Origin of the sequence: Neoroseomonas rubea (assembly GCF_016106015.1) — a bacterium.
Classification (GTDB): domain Bacteria; phylum Pseudomonadota; class Alphaproteobacteria; order Acetobacterales; family Acetobacteraceae; genus Neoroseomonas; species Neoroseomonas rubea.
Genome location: NZ_JACADQ010000007.1, coordinates 1 through 24,967, shown reverse-complemented (window position 1 = coordinate 24,967; position 24,967 = coordinate 1). Strand labels below are relative to the sequence as shown.

Here is a 24,967-nt window from a genome sequence, read left to right as displayed (position 1 = left end):
CGTTCTACATCCCCGCCAGGCGCGCGGCGCTGAGCGCTGCCTCGTGCCGCACCACAAGGGCCGTCACCGAGGCCTCGAAGAAGGAGAGAAAGGATTGCGGATACACGCCCATCCAGACCGCGAGCAGGACCAGCGGCGCGAAGACCGCATGTTCCCGTGGCGACATGTCGAGCAGGCCGCGAAGGTCATCCTTGGTGATCCGACCGAAGGCGACGCGCTTGTAGAGGTACAGCGCATAGGCGGCGCCGAGGATCATGCCCAGCGCCGCGCCGAAGGCGACCCAGGCGTTCACCTTCCAGGCCGCGACGATGACCAGCAATTCCCCAGGGAACCCTGCTAGGCCCGGCAAAGCGACGGAGGCCATGGTGAACAGCATGAACACCAACCCGTAGGCGGGCATGATCTTCGCGACCCCGCCATAGCGCGCGATCTCCCGCGAATGGACGCGGTCGTAGAGCACGCCGACGCAGAGGAAGAGCGCGCCGGAGACGACGCCGTGGGAGAGCATGGTGAAGAGCGCGCCGGACAGCCCCTGCACCGAGAAGGTGAAGATGCCGAGCGTGACGATGCCCATATGCGCGACCGAGGAGTATGCGATGAGCTTCTTCATGTCCTCCTGCGCCAGCGCCACCAGCGAGGTGTAGACGATGGCGACGATGGACAGCACGTAGATGAAGGGCGCGAAGTCGGCGCTGGCATGCGGGAGCATCGGCAGGCTGAAGCGGAGGAAGCCATACGCGCCCATCTTCAGCAGCACGCCGGCCAGGATGACGGAGCCAGCGGTCGGTGCCTCCACATGCGCATCCGGCAGCCAGGTATGGAAGGGCCACATCGGCACCTTGACCGCGAAGGAGGCGAAGAAGGCAAGAAAGATCCAGGTCTGCAGTCCCGGCGGGATGGCGTGGCGCATCAGCTCCGGGATGTCCGTCGTGCCCGCGCGATACCACAGCAGCAGGATCGCCAGCAGCATCAGCACGGAGCCGAGCAGCGTGTAGAGGAAGAACTTGAAGGAGGCGTAGACCCGCCGCTTGCCGCCCCAGATGCCGATGATGAGGAACATCGGGATCAGCACGCCTTCGAAGAAGACGTAGAAGACGATGAAGTCCAGCGCGGCGAACATGCCGACCATCATCGTCTCGAGCACCAGGAAGGCGACCATGTATTCCCGCACGCGGGTCTGCACGGAGTCCCAGGAGGCAAGGATGCAGATCGGCGTGAGCAGCGTCGACAGCAGGATGAACAGCACCGAGATGCCGTCCACGCCCATGTGGTAGGTGATGCCGAAATCGGTCAGCCAGTCGAGCCGCTCGACGAACTGGAAGCCGTGGTCGGCCTTGTCGAACCGGAACCAGAGGATGAGCGAGAGGGCGAAGACGACCAGGCTGGTCCACAGCGCCGCCCAGCGGGCATTGGCGGCGAGAACCTTCTCATCGCCCCGCAGCGTCAGGATGAAGACCGCGCCAGCCAGCGGCAGAAATGTCAGCAGGCTGAGAAGCGGAAAGCCGGCGGCATTCATCGGGCGGCTCCGAAGGCGAGCAGTGTGACGAAGACCGCGAGGCCCGCGATCATGACGAAGGCGTAGTTGGCCACACGGCCGGTCTGCAGGCGGACCGCCCCCTGCGCGACGTCCGAGGCGATCGCCGCGGCCCCGTTCGGCACGCCGTCGATGATCCGGGCGTCGGCCGTCTGCCAGAGCATGCGCGCAAGACGCAGCGCGGGCCGGACGAACAGGAAATCGTACAGCTCGTCGAAGTACCACTTGTTCAGCAGGAACCGGTAGACGCCGCCGAAGGTCGCGGCGAGCTTCGCCGGCACGCCCGGCATCGCCATGTAGAGCAGGTAGGCGAGCGCGATGCCGGAAAGCCCGACCACGGTCGGCGCGAGCGGCACCCAGGACGGGACCTCGTGCACGGCGTGCATGATGTGGTTGTGCGGGGCATTGACGATGGCGCCGTTCCAGAACTGCTGCCAGTCATGGCCGACGAAGTACGGATAGAAGACGACGCCGGTCACGACCGCGCCGACCGCCAGCACCAGCAGCGGCACCAGCATGACCGCGGGGCTTTCGTGCACATGCTCCATCGTGTGGGCATCCGCCCGCGGCGCGCCGTGGAAGGTCAGGATGATCAGGCGCCAGGAGTAGAAGGCGGTCAGGAAGGCCGCGAGCAGGCCGCAGACGAAGGCGTACATGCCGACGCCGCTATGCGCGGCGTAGGCCGCCTCCAGCACGAAGTCCTTCGAGAAGTAGCCCGCGAAGTACGGAACGCCGGCCAGGGCGAGCGAACCGATCCACATCACCGCGTAGGTGACGGGAATCTTCCGCCAGATGCCGCCCATCTTCCGGATGTCCTGCTCCTCGCTCATCGCGTGGATCACGGAGCCGGCGCCTAGGAAGAGCAGCGCCTTGAAGAAGGCGTGGGTGAACAGATGGAAGATCGCGCCCTGGTAGGCGCCGACGCCGGCGGCGAAGAACATGTAGCCGAGCTGCGAGCAGGTTGAATAGGCGATGATGCGCTTGATGTCGTTCTGCACGCAGCCGATCGTCGCCGCGAACAGCGCCGTCGAGGCGCCGACGACGGTCACCAGCGCGAGCGCCCCCGGCGCCCATTCGAAGACCGGCGACATGCGCGCAACGAGGAAGACGCCCGCCGTCACCATCGTCGCGGCGTGGATCAGCGCAGAGACGGGCGTGGGCCCCTCCATCGCGTCCGGCAGCCAAGTGTGCAGGCCAAGCTGCGCCGACTTGCCGCAGGCGCCGAGGAACAGCAGGACGCAGATGACCTCATAGGCCGGCAGCCCGGCGAAGGTCGCGTCCTTGTGCTGCTCGACCGCGGCGAAGATCGCGTTGAACTCGACCGAGCCGAACACCCAGAAGGTCAGTGCCAGGCCCAGCATGAAGAAGAGATCGCCGACGCGGTTGACGATGAAGGCCTTCATCGCCGCGGCGCAGGCGCTCTCCTTCTCGTACCAGTAGCCGATCAGCAGGTAGCTCGCGAGGCCGACGCCTTCCCAGCCAAAGAACAGCTGCACCAGGTTGTCCGCCGTCACCAGCATCAGCATCATGAAGGTGAACAGCGACAGGTAGGCGAAGAAGCGCGGCGTCGTCGGGTCGTGGTGCATGTAGCCGACGCTGTAGATGTGGATCAGCGTCGAGATCAGCGTGACCATGCCGACCATCACGGCCGAGAGCGTGTCGTAGCGCAGCGCCCAGGAGACCTCGAACCCGCCCACGTCGAGGAAGGTGAGGATTTCGACCGTCGCCGGCGCATGGCCGAGGGCCACCTGCACGAAGGCGGTCATGCCGCAGGCGGCGGCGAGCGCCATGCAGGCCACGGTCACCCACTGCGCGGCGCGATCGCCGATCCAGCGGCCGAAGAAGCCAGCGATGGTCGCACCCAGCAGGGGGAAGAAGACGGCGCCGACGAGCATCGCTCAGCCCTTCAGGGTCGAGATGTCCTCGACCTCGATCGTTCCGCGGTTGCGGAAATAGATGACGACGATGGCAAGGCCGATCGCGGCTTCGGCCGCGGCCACCGTCAGGATGAACATGGTGAAGACCTGGCCCGTCAGGTCCCCAAGCGCGGCAGAGAAGGCGACCAGGTTCAGGTTCACCGCGAGCAGGATGAGTTCGACCGACATCAGGATGACGATGACGTTCTTCCGGTTGAGAAAGATGCCGAACACGCCGAGCACGAGCAGGATCGCCGAGACGGTCAGGAAATGCGCGAGCGAGACGGCCATCTCAGTGATGCCCCCCCCCGTGATGGTGCTCGACCTGCTTCGGCTTCTCTTCCTCCGGCGAGGGTGGGCGGAGGATGCCGATTTCCTTCAGCCCCGCCCCCTGGGGAACGGAGCGCACGCTGACGGACCCCGCGCGCGAGACCTGCGCCGCGATGTCCTGTCGGCGGGTGCCGGGCCGGTCGCGCAGCGTCAGCACGATCGCGCCGATCATGGCGACCAGCAGGATCAGCCCCGCGCCCTGGAACAGGAAGATATTGTCCGTGTAGAGGATGCGCCCCAGCGCCTCGGCGTTCGTCACGCCTGGCGGGTTGGGGTTCATGCGCAGCGCCGCCGCTTCCGGCGCGAAGCGCCAGGTGGCGAGCACCATGAACAACTCGAGCAGCAGGATGCCGCCGATGATGGCACCGATCGGCGCGTAGCGCTGGAAGCCTTCGCGCAGCTGCGCGAAATCGATGTCCAGCATCATCACGACAAACAGGAACAGCACCGCGACCGCGCCGACATATACGATGACAAGGATCATCGCGAGGAACTCGGCCCCCGCGATCAGGAACAGCGCCGCCGCGTTGAAGAAGGCGAGGATCAGGAAGAGTACCGAATGGACGGGGTTGCGGCTGGTGACCACCATGACCGCGGAGGCGATCAGGATGGCCGCGAAGACGTAGAAAGCGAAGGTCGCGATCATGGCCGCATCACCGGTAAGGCGCGTCGAGGCGCAGCCGCTCGGCAAGCATCGGCTCCCAGCGGTCGCCGTTATCGAGCAGCTTCTCCTTGTTGTAGATCAGCTCCTCGCGCGTCTCGGCGGCGAATTCCATGTTCGGACCCTCGACGATCGCATCGACCGGGCAGGCCTCCTCGCAGAGGCCGCAATAGATGCACTTCGTCATGTCGATGTCGTAGCGCGTCGTGCGGCGGGAGCCGTCCTCGCGCGGCTCGGCCTCGATGGTGATGGCCTGGGCGGGGCAGACGGCCTCGCACAGCTTGCACGCGATGCAGCGTTCTTCCCCGTTCGGGTAGCGGCGCAGCGCGTGCTCTCCCTTGAAGCGCGGCCCGAGCGGCCCGCGTTCGAAGGGGTAGTTCAGCGTCACCTTCTTCTTGAAGAAGTACTTCAGCGTCAGCGCCATCCCCGAGACGAGCTCGGAGAGCAGCAGGCTGCGCGCGACGCGGTCGAGAGCGGCCATGGTCAGGACCCCATCATGCCGGCAGCCAGCCGGTCAGCTTCAGCACCGTCGCGGTCAACACGAGCCACACGAGCGAGAAGGGCAGGAACACCTTCCAGCCGAGCCGCATGAGCTGGTCGTAGCGGTAGCGCGGGAAGGTCGCGCGGACCCACAGGAAAACGAACAGGCAGAAGCAGATCTTCAGCACGAACCAGACCGGCCCGGGCACCCAGTTGAACGGCGCGATGTCGATCGGCGGCAGCCAGCCGCCGAGGAACAGGATCGTCGTCAGCGCCGACATCAGGATCATGTTCGCGTATTCGCCGAGGAAGAACAGCGCGAAGGACATCGAGCTGTATTCCACGAAGAACCCGGCCACGAGCTCGGACTCGCCTTCGGGCAGGTCGAAGGGCGCGCGGTTGGTCTCGGCGAGCGTCGAGATGAAGAAGATCACCGCCATCGGAAACAGCGGGATCACGAACCAGACGGTCTGCTGCGCGCGGACGATCTCGGTCAGATTCAGCGAGCCGACGCAGAGCAGCACGGTCACGATCACGAAGCCCATCGAGACTTCGTAAGACACCATCTGCGCCGCCGAGCGAAGCGCGCCCAGGAAGGCGTATTTCGAGTTCGACGCCCAGCCCGCGATGATCACGCCATAGACGCCAAGCGAGGAGATCGCGAAGAGGTAGAGGATGCCGACATTGATGTCCGCAATCGCCCAGCCGTCATTCACCGGGATGACCGCCCAGGCGAGCATCGCCAGCATGAAGGTCAGCATCGGAGCGAGCAGGAAAAGGACACGGCTCGCGCCCGTCGGCACGATCGTCTCCTTCATCAGCATCTTGATGGCGTCGGCGAAGGGCTGGAACAGGCCGAGCGGTCCGACCACGTTCGGCCCCTTGCGCAGCTGCATGGCCGCCAGGACCTTGCGCTCCGCGTAGGTGAGGTAGGCGACGCCCACGAGCAGCGGTACCAGCAGCGCCAGAGCCTTCACGACGGTCAGGATCACGATCCCGATCGGGTTCTGGAAGAAGAAGTCCATCGCCCTACTCCGCCGCCAGCGCCGGCGGCGGCCCGTAGACCTCGGCGCATTTCGCCATGGTGTCGGAGGCGCGGCTGATGACATCCGCCTGGTGGTAGACGGGGATCGGCAGCACGAAGGGCGCATCGGTCGGCGCGCCTGTCGCGGCGGGACCCGCCACATCCGCGCAGCCGTCGCGCGCCACTTCCCCGATGCGGGCGAAGACCGGGCTCGCCTCGGCCAGCCGAGCGCGGATCGCCGCCGTGTCGTTGTAGGGCAGCGTCTTGCCGACGCCTTCGCTGAAGGCGCGGATGATGCGCCAATCCTCCTTCGCTTCCCCGGGCGGGTGGATGGCGAGACGCCCGCGCTGCGCGCGCCCTTCCGTGTTCACCCAGGTCGCGTCCTTCTCGGTGTAGGCGGCACCCGGCAGGATCACGTCTGCCCGCGCCGCCATCGCATCGCCATGGTGGCCCTGGTAGACGACGAAGGTGCCGGTGGGGATGCGCGCGGGACCGAAGCCGTCCGCATTCAGCAGCCACAGCGCATCGACACCGCCGTCGAGCATCGCCGCGAGGTCCTTGCCCCCCTGCCCAGGCAGGAAGCCGAGTTCCAGCGCGCCGACCTGGCCTCCGAAGAGATGCAGCAGGTTGAAGCCGTGCCAGTCGGGCGTCAGCGCGCCGACATCAGCCGCCAGCTTCCACGCCGCGGCCAGCACCACCGCGCCATCGGGCCGCTGCAACGCGCCGCGGCCGAGGATGATCATCGGCTTCTGCGCGGCCTTCAGCGTTTCCGCGAAGGCACCCATCGCCGCAGGCCCATCGCCGAGATGCGTTGCCGGATAGGTCAGGTCGAGCCCGCGCGGCCCGACATAGGCCACGGGGAACTTGCCGGCCGTCCAGCGCTTGCGGATGCGTGCGTTCAGCACCGGCGCCTCGCGCCGCACGTCGCTGCCGATGATGATCAGCGCGTCGGCGTCCTCGATGCCGGCGATCGTGCTGTTGAAGCGCCAGTAGTCGGGGCGGGAGGCATCGATCGTCGCGCCATCGTCGCGGCAGTCGAGATTGGTCGAGCCATAGGCCGCCATCAGGTCCTTCAGCGCGAGCACGCTCTCGGCATCAGCCAGCGCGCCCGCGACCGCGCCGATGCGCTCGGCGGGCAGGCCGGCCAGGCGATGGGCGATGGCCGCGAAGGCCTCCGGCCAGGTGGCCGCGACCATCTTGCCGTCCTTGCGAACCCACGGACGGTCGAGCCGGCGCCGCTTGAGGCCGTCGAAGGAGAAGCGGCCGCGATCGGCCATCCATTCCTCGTTCACCGCCTCGTTCACGCGCGGGATGATGCGCAGCACCTCGGGGCCGCGGCTGTCGACGCGAATGTTCGCGCCGACCGCGTCCAGCACGTCGATGCTGTCGGTCTTCTTGAGTTCCCAGGGACGGGAGACGAAGGCGTAGGGGCGGCTTGTCAGCGCCCCGACCGGGCAGATGTCGATCAGGTTGCCGCTGAGCTCGGAGGTCAGCGCCTTCTCGACATAGGTGCCGATCTCCATGTTCTCGCCGCGGTTCGTGCCGCCGAGTTCGGGCGTGCCCGCGACCTCGGCGGCGAAGCGGACGCAGCGCGTGCACTGGATGCAGCGCGTCATCACGGTCTTCACCAGCGGGCCGATGTCCTTGTCCTTCACGGCCCGCTTCGCCTCGCCATAGCGCGACGAATCATGGCCGTAGGCATAGGCCTGGTCCTGCAGGTCGCATTCGCCGCCCTGGTCGCAGATCGGGCAGTCGAGCGGATGGTTGATCAGCAGGAATTCCATCACGCCGCGGCGCGCGTTGCGCACCACCGGGGTGTCGGTGAAGACCTTCATCCCGTCCGCAACAGGGAAGGCGCAGGAGGCGACGGGCTTCGGCGCCTTCTCGACCTCGACCAGGCACATGCGGCAATTGCCGGCGACCGACAGGCGCTCATGGTAGCAGAAGCGCGGGATCTCCTTGCCCGCGGCCTCGCAGGCCTGCAGCACGGAGGCGCCGTTCGGAACCTCGACCTCGATGCCGTCGACGGTGACCTTCGCCATGGCGCCTACTCCGCCGCCAGGCGCGTGTTGCGCGCCTTGTACGCAGTGATCCGTTCCTCCATCAGCGGCCGGAAGTGTCGGATCAGACCCTGCACCGGCCAGACGCCACCATCGGCGAGCGCGCAAATCGTGTGCCCCTCGATGCGCCGCGTGACGTTCTCGAGCACGTCGATCTCCTCGATCTCCGCCTCCCCCGTCACCATGCGGTCCATCATGCGCTTCACCCAGCCCATGCCCTCGCGGCAGGGCGTGCACTGGCCGCAGCTCTCATGCTTGTAGAAGGCGGACAGGCGCGCGATTGCCTTGATCACGTCGGTCGACTTGTCCATCACGATCACGCCCGCGGTGCCCAGACCCGATCGGTGCTCGCGCAGCGCGTCGAAATCCATCAGCACGTCGTCGCAGATGTGCTTCGGCAGCAGCGGCGTGGACGACCCGCCCGGGATGACGCAGAGCAGGTTGTCCCACCCGCCGCGCACGCCGCCCGCATAGCGCTCGATGAGTTCCCGCATCGGGATGCTCATCTCCGCCTCCACGTTGCAGGGGTTGTTCACATGCCCCTGGATGCAGAAGATCTTCGTGCCCGAATTCTTCGGCCGGCCAAAGGAGGCGAACCAGGCGCCGCCGCGACGCAGGATTTCCGGCACCACAGCGATGGTCTCGACGTTGTTCACCGTGGTCGGGCAGCCATAGAGGCCGACGGCGGCGGGGAATGGCGGCTTCAGCCGCGGCATGCCCTTCTTGCCCTCGAGGCTCTCGATCAGCGCGGTTTCCTCGCCGCAGATGTAGGCGCCCGCGCCGCGATGGACATAGAGGTCGAAGTCCCAGCCCGACCCGGCGGCGTTCCTGCCGAGCAGCCCGGCCTCATAGGCCTCTGCGATCGCGGCCTCGAGCACGACGCTCTCGTTGTAGTACTCGCCGCGGATGTAGATGTAGCCGGCATGCGCGCCCATCGCGAAGCCCGCGATCAGGCAGCCTTCGACCAGCGTGTGCGGGTCGTGGCGGATGATGTCGCGGTCCTTGCACGTGCCGGGCTCGGATTCGTCGGCGTTCACCACAAGGTATGACGGCCGGCCATCGGACTGCTTCGGCATGAATGACCACTTCATGCCGGTCGGGAAGCCGGCGCCGCCACGGCCGCGCAGGCCGGAGGCCTTCACCTCCTCGATGATCGCGTCGCGTCCCTTGGCGAGGATCGACGCCGTCCCGTCCCAGCAGCCGCGCATGCGGGCCGCCTGCAGGTTCCAGGGCTCGAAGCCGTAGAGGTTGCGGAAGATGCGGTCCTTGTCGGAAAGGGCCATGTCACTCGGTCTCCGAGCCGGTGAGCGCCGTCGCACCCCCGGCCGCCTCGCTGGAACGCCGACCGGTCACGCTGCCGGGCGTCGGCCGCTCACCGCGCTTGAGCGCCTCGATCAGCTTCACCGTGCTCTCGTAGTCGAGGTCCTCGTAGTAGTCGTCATCGACCGCGATCATTGGCGCGTTCACGCAGGCGCCCATGCATTCCATCTCGGTCAGCGTGAACAGGCCATCCGCGCTGGTATCGCCATAGCCCTTGAGGTGGCCGGCGTCCTTGCAGGCGCGCAGCACCTCATCCGATCCGCGCAGCCAGCAGGGCGTCGTGCCGCAGACCTGCAGGTGGAAGCGGCCGATCGGCTTGGTGTTGAACATGAAGTAGAAGGTCGCAACCTCATAGACGCGGATCGGCGCCATGCCGAGGCGATCCGCCACCACGTCCATCGCGACACGCGGCACCCAGGCGCTGCCCGTCTGCCGGCCCATCTGCTTCTGCACGACATAGAGCAGCGGGATTACGGCGCTTGCCTGCTTGCCTTCCGGGTAGCGCTTGAGGATGGTTGCGATCTTCGCCTCGCTCTCGGCGTCGAAGGCGAAGGAAGCGGGTTCGGCGTGCTCGGCGCTCACCGGTCGATCTCCCCGAAGACGATGTCGAGCGACCCGATGATCGCGACCGCATCGGCCAGCATGTGGCCCTTGGACAGCACTTCCATTGCCTGCAGATGCGCGTAGCCGGGCGCGCGGATCTTGCAGCGGTACGGCCTGTTGGATCCGTCGGCGACCAGGTAGACGCCGAACTCGCCCTTCGGCGCCTCGGTCGCCGTGTAGGTCGCGCCGGCGGGCACGTGGTAGCCCTCGGTGTACAGCTTGAAATGATGGATCAGCGCTTCCATCGAGCGCTTCATCTCGCCGCGCCTGGGCGGCGTGATCTTGTTGTCCTGCACCTTCACCGGGCCCGGCTTCATCTGCTTCAGGCACTGGTCGATGATGCGCAGGCTCTCCCGCATCTCCAGCATGCGGATCAGGTAGCGGTCGTAGCAATCCCCGCGCGTGCCGACCGGCACGTCGAACTCCATCCGGTCGTACACGTCGTAGGGCTGGCTCTTGCGCAAATCCCAGGCGCACCCGGAGGCGCGCAGGCAGGGGCCGGAAAAGCCCCATTCCATCGCCTGCTCGGCGCTCATGATGCCGATGTCGACGGTGCGCTGCTTGAAGATGCGGTTCTCGGTCAGCAGGCCTTCCAGGTCCTTCAGGAAGGCCGGAAACTGCTTCGCCCAGGCGGCGATCTTCGCCTCCATGTCCGCGGGCAGGTCCTTCGCGACGCCGCCCGGGCGGAAGTAGTTGGCGTGGTAGTGGCTGCCGCTCACCGCCTCGTAGAATTCCAGCAGCGTCTCCCGCTGCTCGAAGCCCCAGAGCGCCGGCGTGATCGCGCCGCAGTCGAGCGCATAGGTCGTCACGTTCAGTAGGTGGTTCAGCACGCGCGTCAGCTCGGCGAAGAGCACGCGGATGTACTGCCCGCGTTCCGGCACCTCGATGCCCAGCAGCCGTTCCGTCGCCAGCGCGAAGGAATGCTCCATGCACATCGGGCTGACGTAGTCGAGACGATCGAAATAGGGCAGCGCCTGGATGTAGGTCTTGTGTTCGATCAGCTTCTCGGTGCCACGGTGCAGCAGGCCGATATGCGGGTCGGCGCGCTCGACCACCTCCCCCTTCATCTCGAGGATCAGGCGCAGCACGCCGTGCGCGGCGGGATGCTGCGGGCCGAAATTGATGGTGTGGCTTTCCGCCTCGTCACGCGGCCGCACGGTCTCGGGCGCGGCGGCGCCGGCGGGAAGGATGGCCTGGCCGCTCATGCCGGACCCTCCAGGCGGTTGAGGTGGACCTTCTCGTCCCCGGGCAGCGTCGTCATCGCCTCCCAGGGGCTCATGTAGTCGAAGTTGCGGAATTCCTGGGTCAGCTGCACGGGGGAATAGGCGACGCGCTTCAGCTCCTCGTCGTAGCGGAGCTCGACGAAGCCGGTCAGCGGGAAATCCTTGCGGAGCGGATGGCCTTCGAAGCCGTAGTCGGTCAGCAGCCGGCGCAGATCCGACTGTCCGTCGAAGACCACGCCGTACATGTCCCAGGTCTCGCGCTCATACCAGGTGGCGCAGGCCCAGATGCCGGCGACGGAGGGCACCGGCGTCGCCTCATCCGTCGTGACGATCACGCGGACGCGATGGTTATGGGCGAGGCTGAGCAGGTTGTAGACGATCTCGAACCGCTCCGGCCGTTCCGGCCAGTCCACGCCGCAGATGTCCACGCACTGCTCGCAGGCGAATCGCGGATCTTCGCGCAGCAGGAGCATCAGCGCCGGCAGCGCGTCGCGACGGGCGCGCAGCACCAGTTCCTTCCCGCCACGGGCGAGTTCGACATCGTTCACCGCGCCGCCGGCCGCGGTGGCGATGGCGAGGCCAAGGGTGCGGAGGGGATTCTCGGGCGCGGCGGGTTCGACCGCGGTTTCGTTCTCAGCCACGCAGGATGGTCCCCGTCCGCCGGATCTTCTTCTGCAGCTGGAGGATGCCGTAGACGAGCGCCTCGGCCGTCGGCGGGCACCCGGGCACATAGACATCGACCGGCACGACGCGGTCGCAGCCGCGCACCACGCTGTAGGAGTAGTGGTAGTAGCCGCCGCCATTGGCGCAGGAGCCCATGGATATGACCCAGCGCGGCTCGCTCATCTGGTCGTAGACCTTGCGCAGCGCGGGGGCCATCTTGTTGGTCAGCGTGCCGGCCACGATCATCACATCCGATTGCCGCGGCGAACCGCGCGGGATGACGCCGAAGCGGTCAAGGTCGTAGCGCGCCATGTAGGCGTGGATCATCGGCACCGCACAGCAGGCGAGCCCGAAGGTCATCGGCCAGAGCGAGCCGGTGCGCGCCCAGTTCACCACCTTGTCGATGTTCGCGACGACGAAGCCCTTTTCGGCCATCTCGTCGGTCACGGCGCCGATCACGGCGTCCTGCGCCGGGCCGGGCGGAAGGGCCTGGCTGTTCCAGGCGATGTCGCTCGAGCCGCTCATGCCGGGCTCACTCCCAATCCAGGGCGCCCTTGCGCCACTCGTAGACGAAGCCGACCGTGAGGACGAAGAGGAAACCCATCATCGAGCCGAAGCCGAGCCAGCCGATGTCCCCGAGCGCGATCGCCCAGGGGAACAGGAACGCCACTTCGAGGTCGAAAATGATGAAGAGGATGGCGACGAGGTAGAAGCGCACGTCGAATCGCCGGCGCGTGTCGTCGAAGGGCGCGAAGCCGCATTCATAGGTGGAAAGCTTCTCGGCGTTCGGCTTCTGCCGTGCAGCGATGAATGCGCCGCCCACCATCGCGATCGCGATCCCCGCCGCGATTCCCAGGAAGACGAGCACAGGGAAGTACTCGGCCAGCAGTGGCTGCGTCATCTCAACCTTCGCTCCCCTGCCCTTTTTCCGGGCATGTGGTCGCCGCGCGAAGCGTCATGACGCAGCGCAGCGCGGCCGGACATTAGCCGCCCTTCTCGCGCTTCGCCATAGGCCGCGACGTCATGTTTTCAAGGATATGCGTTACGATGCGCTGAAGCCGCGCGGCGGAAACGAAAGCGGCGCCCCGAGGGACGCCGCTTTCCGTTTTTCCGCCGCGTGGCGCGAGTGACGGGGCTCGAACCCGCGACCTCCGGCGTGACAGGCCGGCGCTCTAACCAACTGAGCTACACCCGCGTACCCGCGACAGGTGCGGGGGGATAGGGCCAGGCGGGGGGTTAGTCAAGCGGTGGTGTGGAGAGGTTTCCCCGATCGCCGCACCGCGCCCTACGGGCGATGGTTCTCCCGAGTCCTGCCCCCGGGGAAGTATGGGCGCTGACGGATTCGAACCGCCGACCAACGGTGTGTAAAACCGCCGCTCTACCACTGAGCTAAGCGCCCGCACCTTCCCCCACATAGCACGAAGGGCCGGCCCTTGCGGACCGGCCCCACGCAACCCGTCCGGACGGACAGGCTTAGTTCACGGCGTCCTTCAGGCCCTTGCCGGCCTTGAAGCGGACGGTCGTGGAGGCCGGGATCTTGATCTCCTCGCCCGTGCGCGGATTGCGGCCCTTGCCGGCCTTGCGCTTGGAGGTCGAGAAGGTGCCGAAGCCGACGAGGCGAACTTCCTGCTTCTTCTTGAGCGACTTCTGGATCGCCTCGAACACGGCGTCGACGACGTCGCCGGCCTTGGCCTTGGGGAGATCGGCGGCCTCGGCGACCGCGGAAATCAGGTCCTGCTTGTTCACTGGGTATCCCTCCGTTGGGTGCGGATGACGGGTCGGCGAGTCGGCCAACCAGGTCGGGCCGGAGAGTAGGAGCGCCGATTTCGCAACGTCAACGAGAGAGCATCCGATTCGCGGCGGAAAACCGCCATTTGCGCCGCATCCTGCGGCAAAACTGCAACGGAACCTTGGGTTTTCCACAGAAAACCCCGGCGAAGCCGCGCTCCGCCGGGGTTTTTCACTCACACCCGAAGATGCGAATCGTCAATGGGGACGGGCCGAGCCGACATCCCCCTGCTCCGGCCCGCGCGGGGCCGGGGTCTCCTCCGGTTCCTCCCAGGTGATCGGCTCAGGCTTCTTCACCAGCGCCTTCCCGATCACCTCGTCGACATGGGAGACGACGATCAGTTCGAGCCCCTTCTTCACATTGTCAGGGATCTCGGCGAGGTCCTTCTCATTGTCCTTCGGGATGAAGACCGTCTTGATGCCGGCGCGGAGCGCGGCCAGCAGTTTTTCCTTCAACCCGCCGATCGGCAGCACGCGGCCACGCAGCGTGATCTCGCCCGTCATGGCGATGTCCCGCCGCACGGGGATCCCCGTCAGTACGGAGACGATCGAGGTCGCCATCGCGATGCCCGCGGACGGGCCATCCTTCGGCGTCGCGCCTTCCGGCACGTGCACGTGGATATCGCGCTTTTCGAACATCGTCGGCTTGAGGCCGAAGGTGGTCGAGCGGCTGCGCACGTAGGACATCGCCGCCGAGACGCTTTCCTGCATCACGTCGCCGAGCTTGCCGGTCTGCTTCACATTGCCCTTGCCGGGCAGCATCACCGACTCGATCGTCAGGATCTCGCCGCCCACCTCGGTCCAGGCGAGGCCGGTGACGACGCCGACCATGTCCTCCGCCTCGGCCTCGCCGTAGCGGAACTTCTGCACGCCGGCGAACTTGTCGAGGTTCTTGTGCGTGATGGCGACCTTCTTCGCCTTCTTCGAGACGATCTCCTTCACCGCCTTGCGGGCGAGGCCGGCGATCTCGCGCTCGAGGTTCCGCACGCCCGCCTCGCGCGTGTAGTAGCGGATCAGGTCGCGGATCGCGCTGTCGGAGAGCGACCACTCGCCCTCCTTCAGCCCGTTCGCCTCGCTCACCTTCTTCATCAGGTGGCGCTTGGCGATCTCGATCTTCTCATCCTCGGTGTAGCCGGGGATGCGGATGATCTCCATGCGGTCGAGCAGCGGCTGCGGCATGCGCAGCGAGTTCGCCGTCGTCACGAACATCACGTCCGACAGGTCGTAGTCGACCTCGAGGTAATGGTCGGCGAAGGTCGAGTTCTGCTCAGGGTCCAGCACCTCGAGCAGCGCCGAGGACGGGTCGCCGCGCCAGTCGGCGCCGAGCTTGTCGATCTCATCCAGCAGGAAAAGCGGGTTCGACGTCTTCGCCTTCTTCATGCCCTGGATGACCTTGCCAGGCATGGAGCCGATATAGGTCCGGCGATGGCCGCGCACCTCGGCTTCGTCCCGCACGCCGCCCAACGACATGCGCACGAAGTTCCGCCCCGTCGCCTTGGCGATGGACTTGCCGAGCGAGGTCTTGCCGACGCCGGGGGGGCCGACGAGGCACAGGATCGGCCCGCGGATCTTCGGGCTGCGGCTCTGCACCGCCAGGTACTCGATGATCCGCTCCTTCACCTTCTCAAGCCCGTAGTGGTCGGACTCGAGCACGGCTTCCGCCGCCACGATGTCGTTGCGGACCTTGGAGCGCTTCTTCCACGGGATCGACAGGATCCAGTCGAGGTAGTTGCGCACGACCGTCGCCTCGGCGCTCATCGGCGACATGGTGCGCAGCTTCTTGAGCTCAGCGAGCGCCTTCTCGCGCGCTTCCTTCGAGAGCTTGGTGGCCTTGATCTTGGCCTCGAGCTCGGCGGCCTCGTCCTTGCCGTCCTCGCCTTCGCCGAGCTCCTTCTGGATCGCCTTGAGCTGCTCGTTCAGATAGTACTCGCGCTGCGTCTTCTCCATCTGCCGCTTCACGCGGTTGCGGATGCGCTTTTCCACCTGCAGCACGCCGATCTCGCCCTCCATGTGGGCGAAGACCTTCTCGAGCCGCTGCGTGACGGACGGCGTCTCGAGCAGCTCCTGCTTCTCGGGGATCTTGAGTCCGAGATGGGAGGCGACGGTGTCGGCGAGCTTCGCCGGCTCCTCGATCTGGTTGATCGAGACGAGCACCTCCGGCGCGATTTTCTTGTTGAGCTTGATGTACTGCTCGAACTGCGAGACGACGGTGCGCGCCAGCGCCTCGGCCTCGCGCGGCTCGGCGAGTTCCTCCTCGATCGGCTCGGCGAAGGCCTCGAAGTACTGGGCGGTTTCCTTGAAGGCGGCGATGCGCGCGCGGCGCCCGCCCTCGACCAGGACCTTCACTGTCCCGTCGGGCAGCTTCAGCAGCTGCAGCACCGTCGAGACCGTGCCGATCTGATAGAGATCGTCCGCGCCCGGATCGTCCTGCGCAGCGTTCTTTTGGGCGACGAGCAGGATCTGCTTGTCGTCCTTCATCACCGCTTCGAGCGCGCGGACCGATTTCTCACGGCCGACGAAAAGCGGGACGATCATGTGCGGGAACACCACGATGTCCCGAAGGGGCAGCACCGGAAGGAGTTCGCCGCGGATGGTGTCCGTCATGTGACCTCACTGGGACAGTCGACGCCCGGCCCGCCCAGATGGCGGCACGGGCGGGGCGCCACGGTACCCCCGGATGTGGGAGGCCCCGGACGCCCTCTCAAGGACTTGACAGGGCGGTGCCGCAGCCCCGCCCCGCCGGATCAGGCCGAAGTCTGCTCGGCCGGCCGTTCGGCGTGGATGAAGAGCGGCTGGGCGCGGCCCTCGGCCACTTCCCGGTTCACCACCACTTCCTCGACCGATTCGAGACCAGGCAGGTCGAACATGGTCGACAGCAGGATCGCCTCCATGATCGAGCGCAGGCCGCGCGCCCCGGTCTTGCGCTGGATCGCGCGGGTCGCGACCGCCTTCAGTGCGTCCTCGGTGAAGGTGAGCTTCGCCCCCTCCATCTCGAACAGCCGGGCATATTGCTTGACCAGCGCGTTCTTCGGCTTGGTCAGGATCTCGATCAGCGCCTTCTCGTCCAGGTCGTCGAGCGTGGCGACGACAGGCAGGCGGCCGATGAATTCCGGGATCAGGCCGAACTTCAGGAGGTCCTCGGGCTCGACCTCCCGCAGGATCTGGCCGGTGCGGCGCTCATCGGGATCGCGGACCTCGGCCCCGAAGCCCATCCCCGAGCCCTTGCCACGGGCACCGATGATCTTCTCGAGCCCCGCGAAGGCGCCACCGCAGATGAACAGGATGTTCGAGGTGTCGACCTGGAGGAATTCCTGCTGCGGGTGCTTCCGCCCACCCTGCGGCGGGACGGAGGCGACCGTGCCTTCCATGATCTTGAGCAGCGCCTGCTGGACGCCCTCCCCGCTCACGTCGCGGGTGATGGAGGGGTTGTCCGACTTGCGGCTGATCTTGTCGACTTCGTCGATGTAGACGATGCCCCGCTGCGCGCGTTCCACGTTGTAGTCCGCGGCCTGCAGCAGCTTGAGGATGATGTTCTCGACATCCTCGCCGACATAGCCCGCCTCGGTCAGCGTCGTCGCGTCCGCCATGGTGAAGGGGACGTCGAGGATGCGCGCGAGCGTCTGGGCGAGCAGCGTCTTGCCTGAGCCCGTGGGGCCCACGAGCATGATGTTCGACTTGGCGATCTCGATGTCGGGGTTCTTCCCGCCATGGGCCAGGCGCTTGTAGTGATTGTGGACCGCGACCGAGAGAACCTTCTTCGCGTGGTCCTGACCGATCACGTAGTCGTCGAGGACCTTGCAGATCTCCTTGGGCGTCGGCACCCCGTCGCGGGACTTCACAAGGGTCGTCTTGTGCTCCTCGCGAATGATGTCCATGCAGAGTTCGACGCATTCGTCGCAGATGAACACCGTCGGCCCGGCGATGAGCTTCCGGACCTCGTGCTGCGACTTGCCGCAGAACGAGCAATACAGGGTGTTCTTCGAATCTCCGGACTTGCTCATGCGGTCTCCGTGTCCCCCGCCGGTGCGGGGGACTGCAACGTATATGTAGCCCTCAGGACCCCTAAGGGAAAGCGAAAGGCAGCCCCGGGCCCCGTCCCCGGCGTCCGGTGCGGCGCGAAGGTCACGCCTTGGCGGTTTCGGAGGCCGGGACCGGGCGTTCCTCGACCACATGGTCCACCAAGCCGAAGTCGCGGGCCTCCTCGGCGGACATGTAGCTGTCGCGGTCGAGCTTCTTCTCGATCGCCTCGATCGGCTGGCCGGTGTGACGGACGTAGATCTCGTTCAGGCGCTGGCGGAGCTTGAGGATCTCGCGCGCCTGGATCTCGATGTCCGTCGCCTGGCCCTGCGCCCCGCCCGAGGGCTGGTGGACCATGATCCGGCTGTTGGGCAGGGCGTAGCGCTTGCCCTTTTCGCCGGCGCACAGCAGCAGCGAGCCCATCGACGCGGCCTGGCCGATGCAGACCGTGCTGACCGGGGAACGGATGTACTGCATGGTGTCGTACATCGCGAGGCCGGCCGAAACCACGCCACCGGGAGAATTGATGTAGAAGGCGATGTCCTTCGAGGGGTTCTCGCTTTCCAGGAACAGCAGCTGGGCGCAGATCAGCGAGGACACCTGGTCGAAGACCGGGCCCGTCAGGAAGATGATCCGTTCCTTCAGCAGGCGGGAATAGATGTCGAAGGCCCGCTCGCCCCGCGCGGTCTGCTCGATGACCATCGGAACCAGGGTGTTGTTGTAGACCTCGACCGGGTCGCGATCGCGAATCATCGGCGTATCCTTTCGTTCCGGCGGGGCCGAATCAGCCCGCCGTCGTCCCTGCGAATGTGGGGCATCCCTCGCGGTCGCGAAAGGCCTGCCCCGGACGGTGTCAGCCCGGCACGGCCAGCACCATCCCGTCATGCCCCGGCTCGACGCCCAGCGGCAGGTTGGCCAGCAGCCAGCCGTGGTCGAGGTCGGGGCTCATATGCGTCAGGACCGTCCGGCGCGGCCTGATCCGCCCCACCCAGTCCAGCACCTGATCGACATTCGCATGGACCTTGTGGGGACGGCGCTGGAAGCATCCCACCACCCAGGTATCCAGGCCGTGAAGGCGGGCCAGGCTCTCCTCGGGCAAATGCACCAGGTCGGTCGAATAGGCGAAGGCGCCGATGCGGAAGCCCACCGTCTCCATCACCGCATGGTCCTGCGAGAAGGTTTCCACCCGGTGGCCGGCGATCGCGACCGTCTCCCCCGCCACGATCGGCACCGGGTCCACCGCCGGGCGGAAGAAGACCGGCCCGGTTGCCGGGAGAAAGGCGTAGTCGAAGCGGCGCTGCAGGATTTCGAGCGTGCGGGCGGTCGCGAAGGCCTGCATCGGCCGACCGGCGAGGCGGTTAAGGATGCGAACCTCGTCCAATCCCATCACATGGTCGGCATGATCATGTGTATACAAAATTGCATCCACGCCCGGCACGCCGCAGGCCAGCAGCTGGGTCCGGAGATCGGGCCCGGTATCGACCAGAAGCCGCCCGCCTCCGCCGCCTTCGACCAGGATGGAGGATCGCGTCCGGTGGTTCAGCGGGTTCGACGGATCGCAGGCACCCCACCAGCCGCGCCCATCCCCCCCCCCGATCTGGGGCACTCCACCCGAGGCGCCACAGCCAAGAATCGTGACCGTAAGCAAGGCGCTACGAGGCTTTCCTGAATAAACGCATGAAGTTACCGGTGGTCAGGTCGGCAAGCGCCGCCATCTCCAGCCCCCGCACCTCCGCCAGGACCTTGGCCGTATGCGCGACCATCCCGGGCTCGCAGCGCTTGCCCCGGAAGGGCACGGGGGCGAGGTAGGGTGCGTCCGTCTCCACCAGCAGCCGTTCGGGCGGCAGGTCGCGCGCGATGTCCCGGATCTCCTGCGATTTCGGGAAGGTCAGAATGCCGGAGAAGGAGACATAGCCCCCCATCTCCACCGCCTTTTCCGCGAGATCGCGCCCGCTGCTGAAGCAATGCAGCAGGAAGTCGAAGGCGCCGCCCGCCTCCCTTTCCCGCCGCAGGATGGCGAGAATGTCGTCATCGGCGTCCCGTGCATGCACTACCAGCGGAAGGCCGGACAGCCGTGCCGCACGGATGTGCCTGGCAAAATTCTCCGCCTGCGCGTCGCGCGGGGCCTTGTCGTAGAAATAGTCGAGCCCGCTTTCCCCGATGCCGATGATGCGGGGATGGTCGGCCTCGGCGGCGATCTCCTCCGGCGTGGGCAGCGGCCCTTCCCCGGCATTATGCGGGTGGATGCCGACCGTGCCCCAGACGTCGGGGACGCGCGAGGCGATCTCCTTCACCCGCGCCGCCTGGGACATGCGCACGCCGATCGTGACCATCCGGCCGACCCCGGCTTGCCGGGCGCGGTCCATGACCTGCTCGATCTCGCCCTCGACGTAGTAGTCGAGGTGGCAATGGCTATCGACGAGCATCAGGCCGGCAGGTCCATCTTGCGGAACAGCGGGGCGGGCGGCGGCAGCGGCGTGCCTTCGGGCAGCGGCGAGGCCAGGGCGCCGAAGTCCCGCGCATCCGCGGGCACGCCGAGCTGGTCGAGCAAAGCGGCCATGGTGGCGGGCATGAAGGGCTGCAGTACCGTGGCATAGGCGCGCAGCGCCGTGTGCAGGTGGCGCAGCACGGCGGCCATGCGCGCGAGGTCGGTCTTCTTCAATGCCCACGGCGCCTGCTGGGTGATGTAGCCATTGGCGTCGCGCACGCTCGCGAAGACGCTCTCCAGCGCCAGGTGGAAATGCTGGTGGTCCAGCTGGTTGCGGACCGTGGCGAGCAACGTGTCGAGCGAGGCAAACAGGGCCGCGTCCGACGCATCCCGCGCCGCCTCGCCCGGCAGCCGGCCCTCGCAGTTCCGCTGGATCAGGCTCAGCGTCCGGTTCGCGAGATTGCCCAGCGCATCCGCCAGCTCGCCGTTCAGCCGGTGCACGAGCGCCTTGCGCGAAAAGTCGCCATCATTCCCGAAGGGCACTTCCCGCAGCAGGAAGTAGCGCACGGGGTCGAGGCCGAATTCCTCGACGAGCGCCACCGGGTCGATGACGTTGCCGAGGGATTTCGAGATCTTCTGGCCCTCGTTGGTCCACCATCCATGGGCGAAGACGCGCCTCGGCGGGGCGATGCCGGCGGCCATCAGGAAGGCCGGCCAGTAGATGGTGTGGAAGCGGACGATGTCCTTGCCGACAAAATGCACATCCGCCGGCCAGAAGCGCCAGCGCGGATGCGACGCGTCCGGGTAGCCCGCCGCGGTGATGTAGTTGGTCAGCGCATCGAGCCACACGTACATCACATGTGCCTCGTCCCCCGGCACCTTCACCCCCCAGGTGAAGGAGGTGCGGGACACGGAGAGGTCCAGCTTCTCCGGGCGCTCAGCGAAATCCTTAAGGCCCTGCTGAATGAAGGCGCGCACCTCGTTGCGCCGGCTCTCGGGCTGGATGTCGATCCGCTCGGGATGGCCTTCCGGCAGGTCGTAGCGGCGCAGCAGTTCGGGCAGCCACTTCGACAGGCGGAAGAAGTAGGAGGGTTCGCGCACCCACTCCACCGGCGCGCCGGAGGGGGCGACCTTCACCCCGTCCCGCTCGGTCAGCTCGTCCGGGCCGTAGAAGGCCTCGTCGCGCACCGCGTACCAGCCCTCGTAGTCGCCGAGGTAGATCTCGCCCTTCTCCGCCAGCGCCTGCCACAGCGCGACGCAGGCCGCCTTGTGGCGGGGTTCCGTGGTGCGGATGAAGTCGTCGTTGGAAAATCCCATCGTGGCCGTCAGGTCGCGGAAGGCCTGGCTGACGCGGTCGGTAAAGGCCTGCGGGTCCTCCCCCGCATCCTTCGCCGCCTTCTCCACCTTCTGCCCGTGTTCGTCAGTGCCGGTCAGGAAGAAGACCTCGTGCCCGTCCAGGCGCTTGAAGCGCGCCAGCACGTCGGTCGCCAGCGACGTGTAGGCATGCCCGATATGGGGCCTGTCGTTGACGTAGTAGATCGGCGTCGTGAGGTAGACGGGCTGCTTCGACATGGGCTTGTCCGGTCCGGCTTCCGTGCGTCCGCTCAGGGGCGCGCGAGCCAGGAAAGGCCCGTGAGCACGGCCTGCTTGCGGTCGAGATTCAACCGCTCCGTATCGTCCGCGAGGGTGCCGAGCCTATCCCACAGCGACGCCCACACCGCAAGCGGATGGCGGCCGAGCCAGTCCGGTGCCGCGCGACCGCGCGCCGCATCGCCGAGGGCCGACGCGATCGCCCCACGCAGCAGCGCGAAGAAGATGCCGAAGGCTCCGCCCGTGCGGTCCATCGCCAGCCGGTCGCCCAGCGCGTGGTCGCGCGGCACCTCGCCCTTCGCCAGCGCGGCGAGGCTTTTTTCCACCATCGCCTGGAGTTCGATCCCGCCTGCCTCGGCGAGCGCCAGCGCGCGACCAGGGGAGCCCTGCGCGAGGGCGGCGAGGCGCGCGCGCTCCGTCTTGCCCGTCTCCGGCAGCAGGCGCGCGAGCAACGTGTCCATCGCCTCGGCCGGCAACGGGTTCAGGTCGAGCCGCCGGCAGCGGCTGCGGATGGTCGGCAGCAGGCGCTGCGGCGCGGAGCAGACCAGCAGCAGCACGGTGCGCGGCGGCGGTTCCTCCAGCGTCTTGAGCAGCGTGTTCTGCACGGCCGCCTGGTCGGCGCGCTCGGCCTCGTCCATCACGACAACGCGCCAGCCCCCCTCGGCCGCGGTCTGGGTCAGGAAGCGGACGGCGTCGCGCGCATCCTCGACGCGCAGCACGCGCTTCGTGCCGCGGTCCCCCGTGCCGGGTTCGAGCGTGAAGCAGTCGGCATGGGTGTCGGCCGCGACGCGCCGGAACACCGCGCTCGCAGGATCGACGAAGAGCGGCGGGGCGGATTTCGGCAGCCCGGCGAGCAGCCAGCGCGCGAATCGCCAGGCGAGCGTCGCCTTGCCGATCCCCGGCGGCCCCGCGATCAGCCAGGCATGATGCAGCCGCCCAGACCACGCCGCCTGCTCGAGCGCCCGCGCCTGCTCCTCATGCCCGACCAGATCCGGGTTACCCCGCGGCTCGATCATCGGCCGACAGTCAGAAAAGATTGGGGGGCCGGGGGAAATTCCTTTCCCCCGGCGGGAGAGGCCCGGAGAGGGCGGAGCCCCCTCCGGATCACGCGGTCGCTCCAAGGCGTTCGCGGACGATCCGGCCGATCTCCGACGCCACTGCATCGGCGTCGTGCCGCGCGTCGATCACCGCGCAGCGTTCGGGGTCGCCCGCCGCGATGGCAAGGAATCCCGCGCGGACCCTTTCGTGGAAGTCGCGGCCCATCCGCTCGTAGCGATCCGCCCCGCTCCGCGCCGCCGCGCGACCCATACCGTCGGTCACGGGCAGGTCGAGCACGAGCGTCAGGTCCGGCGCGAAGCCTTCGAGGGCGAGGTCGGCGAGGGTGGTCCAGACCTTGCGCCGCAGTCCCTGCGCGCCCTGGTAGGCGAGGGTGGAATCGGCGAAGCGGTCGCTGATGACCCAGCCGCCGGCGGCGATGAAGGGCCGTATGGTGCGGACGAGGTGTTCCCGCCGTGCCGCGAAATGGAGCATCGCTTCCGCGACCGGGTCCCAGGGCCCGTGGCCGAGCAGCAGACCGCGGATGCGTTCCGCCCCCGGCGTGCCCCCCGGTTCGCGCGTGACAAGCACGGGCCTGCCCGCCTGAGCAAGGCGCGCAGCGAGGCGGCGGGCCTGGGTGGACTTCCCTGCCCCCTCGCCCCCTTCGAGCGTGATGAACCGGCCTGCGGCGCGCATGCGGCCGGTTTGGCGGTGCGGCAGCGTGACGTCAAATCATGCCACCTGGGCGGGACGAAGGGCTGGCTGGCGATCCGTGGTCGCTGCGGATCAGCATGCCGAATCATCACGTCTTCGAGAGCAGTTCCCCCTTGAAACAATCCGGTTACCGTCCATGTCAGTTACACTGAGAAAACCGGTTGAGTGAGAGGCGTGTCGGAGGGTGTGCATGTCCTGCGCGAAACACGCGGCCGATGCTCTTGATCAAGGGTCCGACGATCGCGATGGCGCGTCGCAAGCTGCGCATCTGGCGCTCGCCTCGATGGCGGTCGAGGGAATCCTGCTGAGCGCCTATGAACATCGTCACGATGAAGCGGCGCGTGTGCTGGCAGAGATCCTCAGCCGCCTCAAGGAAGCGGCGGGCGCGATGGTCCGGCGCTGACGCCGCGCGCCGCGGTCAGCTGCCGAAGACCCAGCGGCTGACCACCGCCGGGATGCGGGAGACGAGGCCCAGCCGCTCGACATCCGCCCCGGCGAGCAGAGGGACGCGCAACTCGGGCACGCCCTGCCCGCCCACGAGCATTTCGCCGATCTGCTGGCCGCGCGCGACGGGCGCGGTGATCGGGGCGTCATAGCGCAGGCGCACCTGCAGCCGTGTGCGCCACTGGCGTGGCAAGGTCAGCACCAGGTCCCGCCCGCCCACCATCGGCACCTTCGAGCGTTCGCCGAGATAGACCGGTACCTCCTCGATGGTGTCCTGGGCGCGGAACAGCACCACCGCCTCGAATTCACGGAAGGCCCATTCCATCAGCCGCTCGCTCTCCTCAGCGCGGGCGCGCATGGTCGGCAGGCCGTTGATCACCATGATCACGCGCCGGTCGCCGCGGCGGACGCTGCCGGTCAGGCCGTAGCCCGCTTCCTCGGTGTGGCCGGTCTTGAGGCCATCGGCGCCGGCGACGCGCGCCAGCAGCGGGTTGCGGTTGTCCTGGCTGATGTTGTTGAAGCGGAAGGACCGCTCGCTGTAGTAGGCGTAGTATTCTGGGAAGTCGTTGATGATCCTCCGCGCCAGCGTCGCGAGGTCGCGCGCAGTGGTGCGATGTTCCGGATCCGGCCAGCCGGTGGAATTGCGGAAGGTGCTGTTGGTCAGGCCGATCCGGCGGCCGGCCTCGTTCATCGCATCGGCGAATTGCTGTTCGCTGCCGCTGATCGCCTCGGCCAGAACGATGCAGGCGTCGTTGCCGGACTGCACGATGACGCCACGGAGCAGGTCCTCGACCTTCACCTGGGCGTTCAGCTCGACGAACATCTTCGAGCCGCCCATGCGCCAGGCGCGCTCGCTGACCGGCAGCATCTGGTCCATCTGCAGGCGGCCGGCCTTCAGGTGCTCGAAGACGACATACATCGTCATGAGCTTGGACATGGAGGACGGCGGCATGCGCTCGTCAGCGTTCTTTTCCAGCAGCACGGCGCCGGTCGCGAAATCCACCACCAGCGCTTGGCGGGCGAGCACGTCGAGCGGGCCGAGCGGCGTGCTGGCGGGCGTGCCAGCAGGCCCTTGCGCCGGCCGACGGCCTTGGGCCGGGCGCTGCTGCGCGAGCGCCGGCGCGGCCAAGCCGCCGG

The 24,967-nt window shown here is 67.2% G+C and carries 24 protein-coding genes and 2 tRNA genes; 1 reads left to right on the top strand and 25 read right to left on the bottom strand.

Annotated elements, in window-relative coordinates:
* Positions 1 to 4 precede the first annotated feature (4 nt).
* From HW577_RS01980 to tmk, 24 genes are all read right to left on the bottom strand, one after another.
* Entirely contained in the window at positions 5 to 1,516 is a 1,512-nt protein-coding gene (locus tag HW577_RS01980; protein ID WP_198374375.1) for an NADH-quinone oxidoreductase subunit M, read from the bottom strand.
* The gene (gene nuoL / locus HW577_RS01975; RefSeq protein WP_198374374.1) at positions 1,513 to 3,429 is read right to left on the bottom strand and encodes an NADH-quinone oxidoreductase subunit L; all 1,917 of its coding nucleotides are present in this window, start codon (positions 3,427 to 3,429) and stop codon (positions 1,513 to 1,515) included. Before nuoL ends, HW577_RS01980 begins: the two co-directional genes overlap by 4 nt.
* Positions 3,430 to 3,432: 3 nt before the next feature.
* A complete protein-coding gene (gene nuoK / locus HW577_RS01970) occupies positions 3,433 to 3,741 on the bottom strand; it encodes an NADH-quinone oxidoreductase subunit NuoK (RefSeq protein WP_198374373.1) in 309 nt (102 codons plus the stop codon).
* A gap of 1 nt (position 3,742) precedes the next feature.
* Complete coding sequence (locus HW577_RS01965) at positions 3,743 to 4,426, bottom strand: NADH-quinone oxidoreductase subunit J (protein WP_198374372.1); 684 nt, start codon at positions 4,424 to 4,426, stop codon at positions 3,743 to 3,745.
* 7 nt (positions 4,427 to 4,433) lie between these two features.
* Complete coding sequence (nuoI, locus tag HW577_RS01960; protein WP_198374371.1) at positions 4,434 to 4,922, bottom strand: NADH-quinone oxidoreductase subunit NuoI; 489 nt, start codon at positions 4,920 to 4,922, stop codon at positions 4,434 to 4,436.
* Positions 4,923 to 4,935: 13 nt separating this feature from the next.
* Positions 4,936 to 5,946: an NADH-quinone oxidoreductase subunit NuoH gene (gene nuoH / locus HW577_RS01955; RefSeq protein ID WP_198374370.1), complete on the bottom strand. Its 1,011-nt coding sequence runs from the start codon at positions 5,944 to 5,946 to the stop codon at positions 4,936 to 4,938.
* A gap of 4 nt (positions 5,947 to 5,950) precedes the next feature.
* Positions 5,951 to 7,987, bottom strand: coding sequence for an NADH-quinone oxidoreductase subunit NuoG (gene nuoG / locus HW577_RS01950; RefSeq protein ID WP_198374369.1), 2,037 nt, complete (start codon positions 7,985 to 7,987; stop codon positions 5,951 to 5,953).
* 5 nt (positions 7,988 to 7,992) lie between these two features.
* Positions 7,993 to 9,288: an NADH-quinone oxidoreductase subunit NuoF gene (gene nuoF / locus HW577_RS01945; RefSeq protein WP_198374368.1), complete on the bottom strand. Its 1,296-nt coding sequence runs from the start codon at positions 9,286 to 9,288 to the stop codon at positions 7,993 to 7,995.
* A gap of 1 nt (position 9,289) precedes the next feature.
* A complete protein-coding gene (locus tag HW577_RS01940) occupies positions 9,290 to 9,907 on the bottom strand; it encodes a complex I 24 kDa subunit family protein (protein WP_198374367.1) in 618 nt (205 codons plus the stop codon).
* Positions 9,904 to 11,133, bottom strand: a complete 1,230-nt coding sequence (locus tag HW577_RS01935) for an NADH-quinone oxidoreductase subunit D (protein ID WP_198374366.1) — start codon at positions 11,131 to 11,133, stop codon at positions 9,904 to 9,906. Before HW577_RS01935 ends, HW577_RS01940 begins: the two co-directional genes overlap by 4 nt.
* Positions 11,130 to 11,792 carry an NADH-quinone oxidoreductase subunit C gene (locus HW577_RS01930; protein ID WP_332837331.1) on the bottom strand — a complete coding sequence of 221 codons (663 nt, stop codon included), beginning with the start codon at positions 11,790 to 11,792 and terminating at the stop codon, positions 11,130 to 11,132. Before HW577_RS01930 ends, HW577_RS01935 begins: the two co-directional genes overlap by 4 nt.
* Positions 11,785 to 12,339 carry a NuoB/complex I 20 kDa subunit family protein gene (locus HW577_RS01925; RefSeq protein WP_198374364.1) on the bottom strand — a complete coding sequence of 185 codons (555 nt, stop codon included), beginning with the start codon at positions 12,337 to 12,339 and terminating at the stop codon, positions 11,785 to 11,787. The genes HW577_RS01930 and HW577_RS01925 overlap by 8 nt, the downstream gene beginning before the upstream one ends.
* 7 nt (positions 12,340 to 12,346) lie before the next feature.
* Complete coding sequence (locus HW577_RS01920) at positions 12,347 to 12,715, bottom strand: NADH-quinone oxidoreductase subunit A (RefSeq protein ID WP_198374363.1); 369 nt, start codon at positions 12,713 to 12,715, stop codon at positions 12,347 to 12,349.
* Positions 12,716 to 12,932: 217 nt separating this feature from the next.
* Positions 12,933 to 13,009 (bottom strand) — tRNA-Asp (locus tag HW577_RS01915).
* 132 nt (positions 13,010 to 13,141) lie between these two features.
* Positions 13,142 to 13,213: transfer RNA gene (locus tag HW577_RS01910), tRNA-Val, on the bottom strand.
* Between the two features lie 74 nt (positions 13,214 to 13,287).
* Complete coding sequence (locus HW577_RS01905) at positions 13,288 to 13,608, bottom strand: HU family DNA-binding protein (RefSeq protein ID WP_198374362.1); 321 nt, start codon at positions 13,606 to 13,608, stop codon at positions 13,288 to 13,290.
* A 192-nt stretch (positions 13,609 to 13,800) separates the two neighbouring features.
* Positions 13,801 to 16,206: an endopeptidase La gene (gene lon, locus HW577_RS01900; RefSeq protein WP_198374361.1), complete on the bottom strand. Its 2,406-nt coding sequence runs from the start codon at positions 16,204 to 16,206 to the stop codon at positions 13,801 to 13,803.
* A 140-nt stretch (positions 16,207 to 16,346) separates the two neighbouring features.
* The gene (gene clpX / locus HW577_RS01895; RefSeq protein ID WP_198374360.1) at positions 16,347 to 17,603 is read right to left on the bottom strand and encodes an ATP-dependent Clp protease ATP-binding subunit ClpX; all 1,257 of its coding nucleotides are present in this window, start codon (positions 17,601 to 17,603) and stop codon (positions 16,347 to 16,349) included.
* Positions 17,604 to 17,724: 121 nt separating this feature from the next.
* Positions 17,725 to 18,372 (bottom strand): ATP-dependent Clp endopeptidase proteolytic subunit ClpP, encoded by a 648-nt coding sequence (gene clpP / locus HW577_RS01890; protein WP_198374359.1) that lies wholly within the window; start codon positions 18,370 to 18,372, stop codon positions 17,725 to 17,727.
* Positions 18,373 to 18,472: 100 nt separating this feature from the next.
* Entirely contained in the window at positions 18,473 to 19,225 is a 753-nt protein-coding gene (locus tag HW577_RS01885) for an MBL fold metallo-hydrolase (protein ID WP_198374358.1), read from the bottom strand.
* 46 nt (positions 19,226 to 19,271) lie between these two features.
* Positions 19,272 to 20,045 (bottom strand): TatD family hydrolase, encoded by a 774-nt coding sequence (locus HW577_RS01880; protein ID WP_198374357.1) that lies wholly within the window; start codon positions 20,043 to 20,045, stop codon positions 19,272 to 19,274.
* A complete protein-coding gene (metG, locus tag HW577_RS01875; RefSeq protein ID WP_198374356.1) occupies positions 20,045 to 21,619 on the bottom strand; it encodes a methionine--tRNA ligase in 1,575 nt (524 codons plus the stop codon). The genes HW577_RS01880 and metG overlap by 1 nt, the downstream gene beginning before the upstream one ends.
* A 32-nt stretch (positions 21,620 to 21,651) precedes the next feature.
* Positions 21,652 to 22,653 (bottom strand): DNA polymerase III subunit delta', encoded by a 1,002-nt coding sequence (locus HW577_RS01870; protein ID WP_198374355.1) that lies wholly within the window; start codon positions 22,651 to 22,653, stop codon positions 21,652 to 21,654.
* Between the two features lie 88 nt (positions 22,654 to 22,741).
* Positions 22,742 to 23,368 (bottom strand): dTMP kinase, encoded by a 627-nt coding sequence (gene tmk, locus HW577_RS01865; protein ID WP_198374354.1) that lies wholly within the window; start codon positions 23,366 to 23,368, stop codon positions 22,742 to 22,744.
* 208 nt (positions 23,369 to 23,576) lie between these two features.
* Between tmk and HW577_RS01860 the strand changes: the two genes are divergently transcribed.
* A complete protein-coding gene (locus HW577_RS01860; protein ID WP_198374353.1) occupies positions 23,577 to 23,789 on the top strand; it encodes a hypothetical protein in 213 nt (70 codons plus the stop codon).
* A gap of 15 nt (positions 23,790 to 23,804) precedes the next feature.
* On the opposite strand, the gene HW577_RS01855 is transcribed toward HW577_RS01860, so the two are convergent.
* A partial coding sequence (locus HW577_RS01855) for a D-alanyl-D-alanine carboxypeptidase family protein (protein WP_198374352.1) occupies positions 23,805 to 24,967 on the bottom strand: 1,163 nt, incomplete at its 5' end.

Bases quoted from the DNA above. Each gene is read 5' to 3' on its own strand.
- tmk (WP_198374354.1), bottom strand. From the start codon at position 23,368: ATGCGCGCCGCAGGCCGGTTCATCACGCTCGAAGGGGGCGAGGGGGCA.
- HW577_RS01965 (WP_198374372.1), bottom strand. From the start codon at position 4,426: ATGATCGCGACCTTCGCTTTCTACGTCTTCGCGGCCATCCTGATCGCC.
- nuoL (WP_198374374.1), bottom strand. From the start codon at position 3,429: ATGCTCGTCGGCGCCGTCTTCTTCCCCCTGCTGGGTGCGACCATCGCT.
- HW577_RS01925 (WP_198374364.1), bottom strand. From the start codon at position 12,339: ATGAGCGGCTCGAGCGACATCGCCTGGAACAGCCAGGCCCTTCCGCCC.
- nuoF (WP_198374368.1), bottom strand. From the start codon at position 9,288: ATGGCCCTTTCCGACAAGGACCGCATCTTCCGCAACCTCTACGGCTTC.
- HW577_RS01860 (WP_198374353.1), top strand. From the start codon at position 23,577: ATGTCCTGCGCGAAACACGCGGCCGATGCTCTTGATCAAGGGTCCGAC.
- clpX (WP_198374360.1), bottom strand. From the start codon at position 17,603: ATGAGCAAGTCCGGAGATTCGAAGAACACCCTGTATTGCTCGTTCTGC.
- lon (WP_198374361.1), bottom strand. From the start codon at position 16,206: ATGACGGACACCATCCGCGGCGAACTCCTTCCGGTGCTGCCCCTTCGG.
- nuoK (WP_198374373.1), bottom strand. From the start codon at position 3,741: ATGGCCGTCTCGCTCGCGCATTTCCTGACCGTCTCGGCGATCCTGCTC.
- clpP (WP_198374359.1), bottom strand. From the start codon at position 18,372: ATGATTCGCGATCGCGACCCGGTCGAGGTCTACAACAACACCCTGGTT.
- nuoH (WP_198374370.1), bottom strand. From the start codon at position 5,946: ATGGACTTCTTCTTCCAGAACCCGATCGGGATCGTGATCCTGACCGTC.
- HW577_RS01920 (WP_198374363.1), bottom strand. From the start codon at position 12,715: ATGACGCAGCCACTGCTGGCCGAGTACTTCCCTGTGCTCGTCTTCCTG.
- HW577_RS01935 (WP_198374366.1), bottom strand. From the start codon at position 11,133: ATGAGCGGCCAGGCCATCCTTCCCGCCGGCGCCGCCGCGCCCGAGACC.
- nuoG (WP_198374369.1), bottom strand. From the start codon at position 7,987: ATGGCGAAGGTCACCGTCGACGGCATCGAGGTCGAGGTTCCGAACGGC.
- HW577_RS01880 (WP_198374357.1), bottom strand. From the start codon at position 20,045: ATGCTCGTCGATAGCCATTGCCACCTCGACTACTACGTCGAGGGCGAG.
- HW577_RS01980 (WP_198374375.1), bottom strand. From the start codon at position 1,516: ATGAATGCCGCCGGCTTTCCGCTTCTCAGCCTGCTGACATTTCTGCCG.
- metG (WP_198374356.1), bottom strand. From the start codon at position 21,619: ATGTCGAAGCAGCCCGTCTACCTCACGACGCCGATCTACTACGTCAAC.
- nuoI (WP_198374371.1), bottom strand. From the start codon at position 4,922: ATGGCCGCTCTCGACCGCGTCGCGCGCAGCCTGCTGCTCTCCGAGCTC.
- HW577_RS01870 (WP_198374355.1), bottom strand. From the start codon at position 22,653: ATGATCGAGCCGCGGGGTAACCCGGATCTGGTCGGGCATGAGGAGCAG.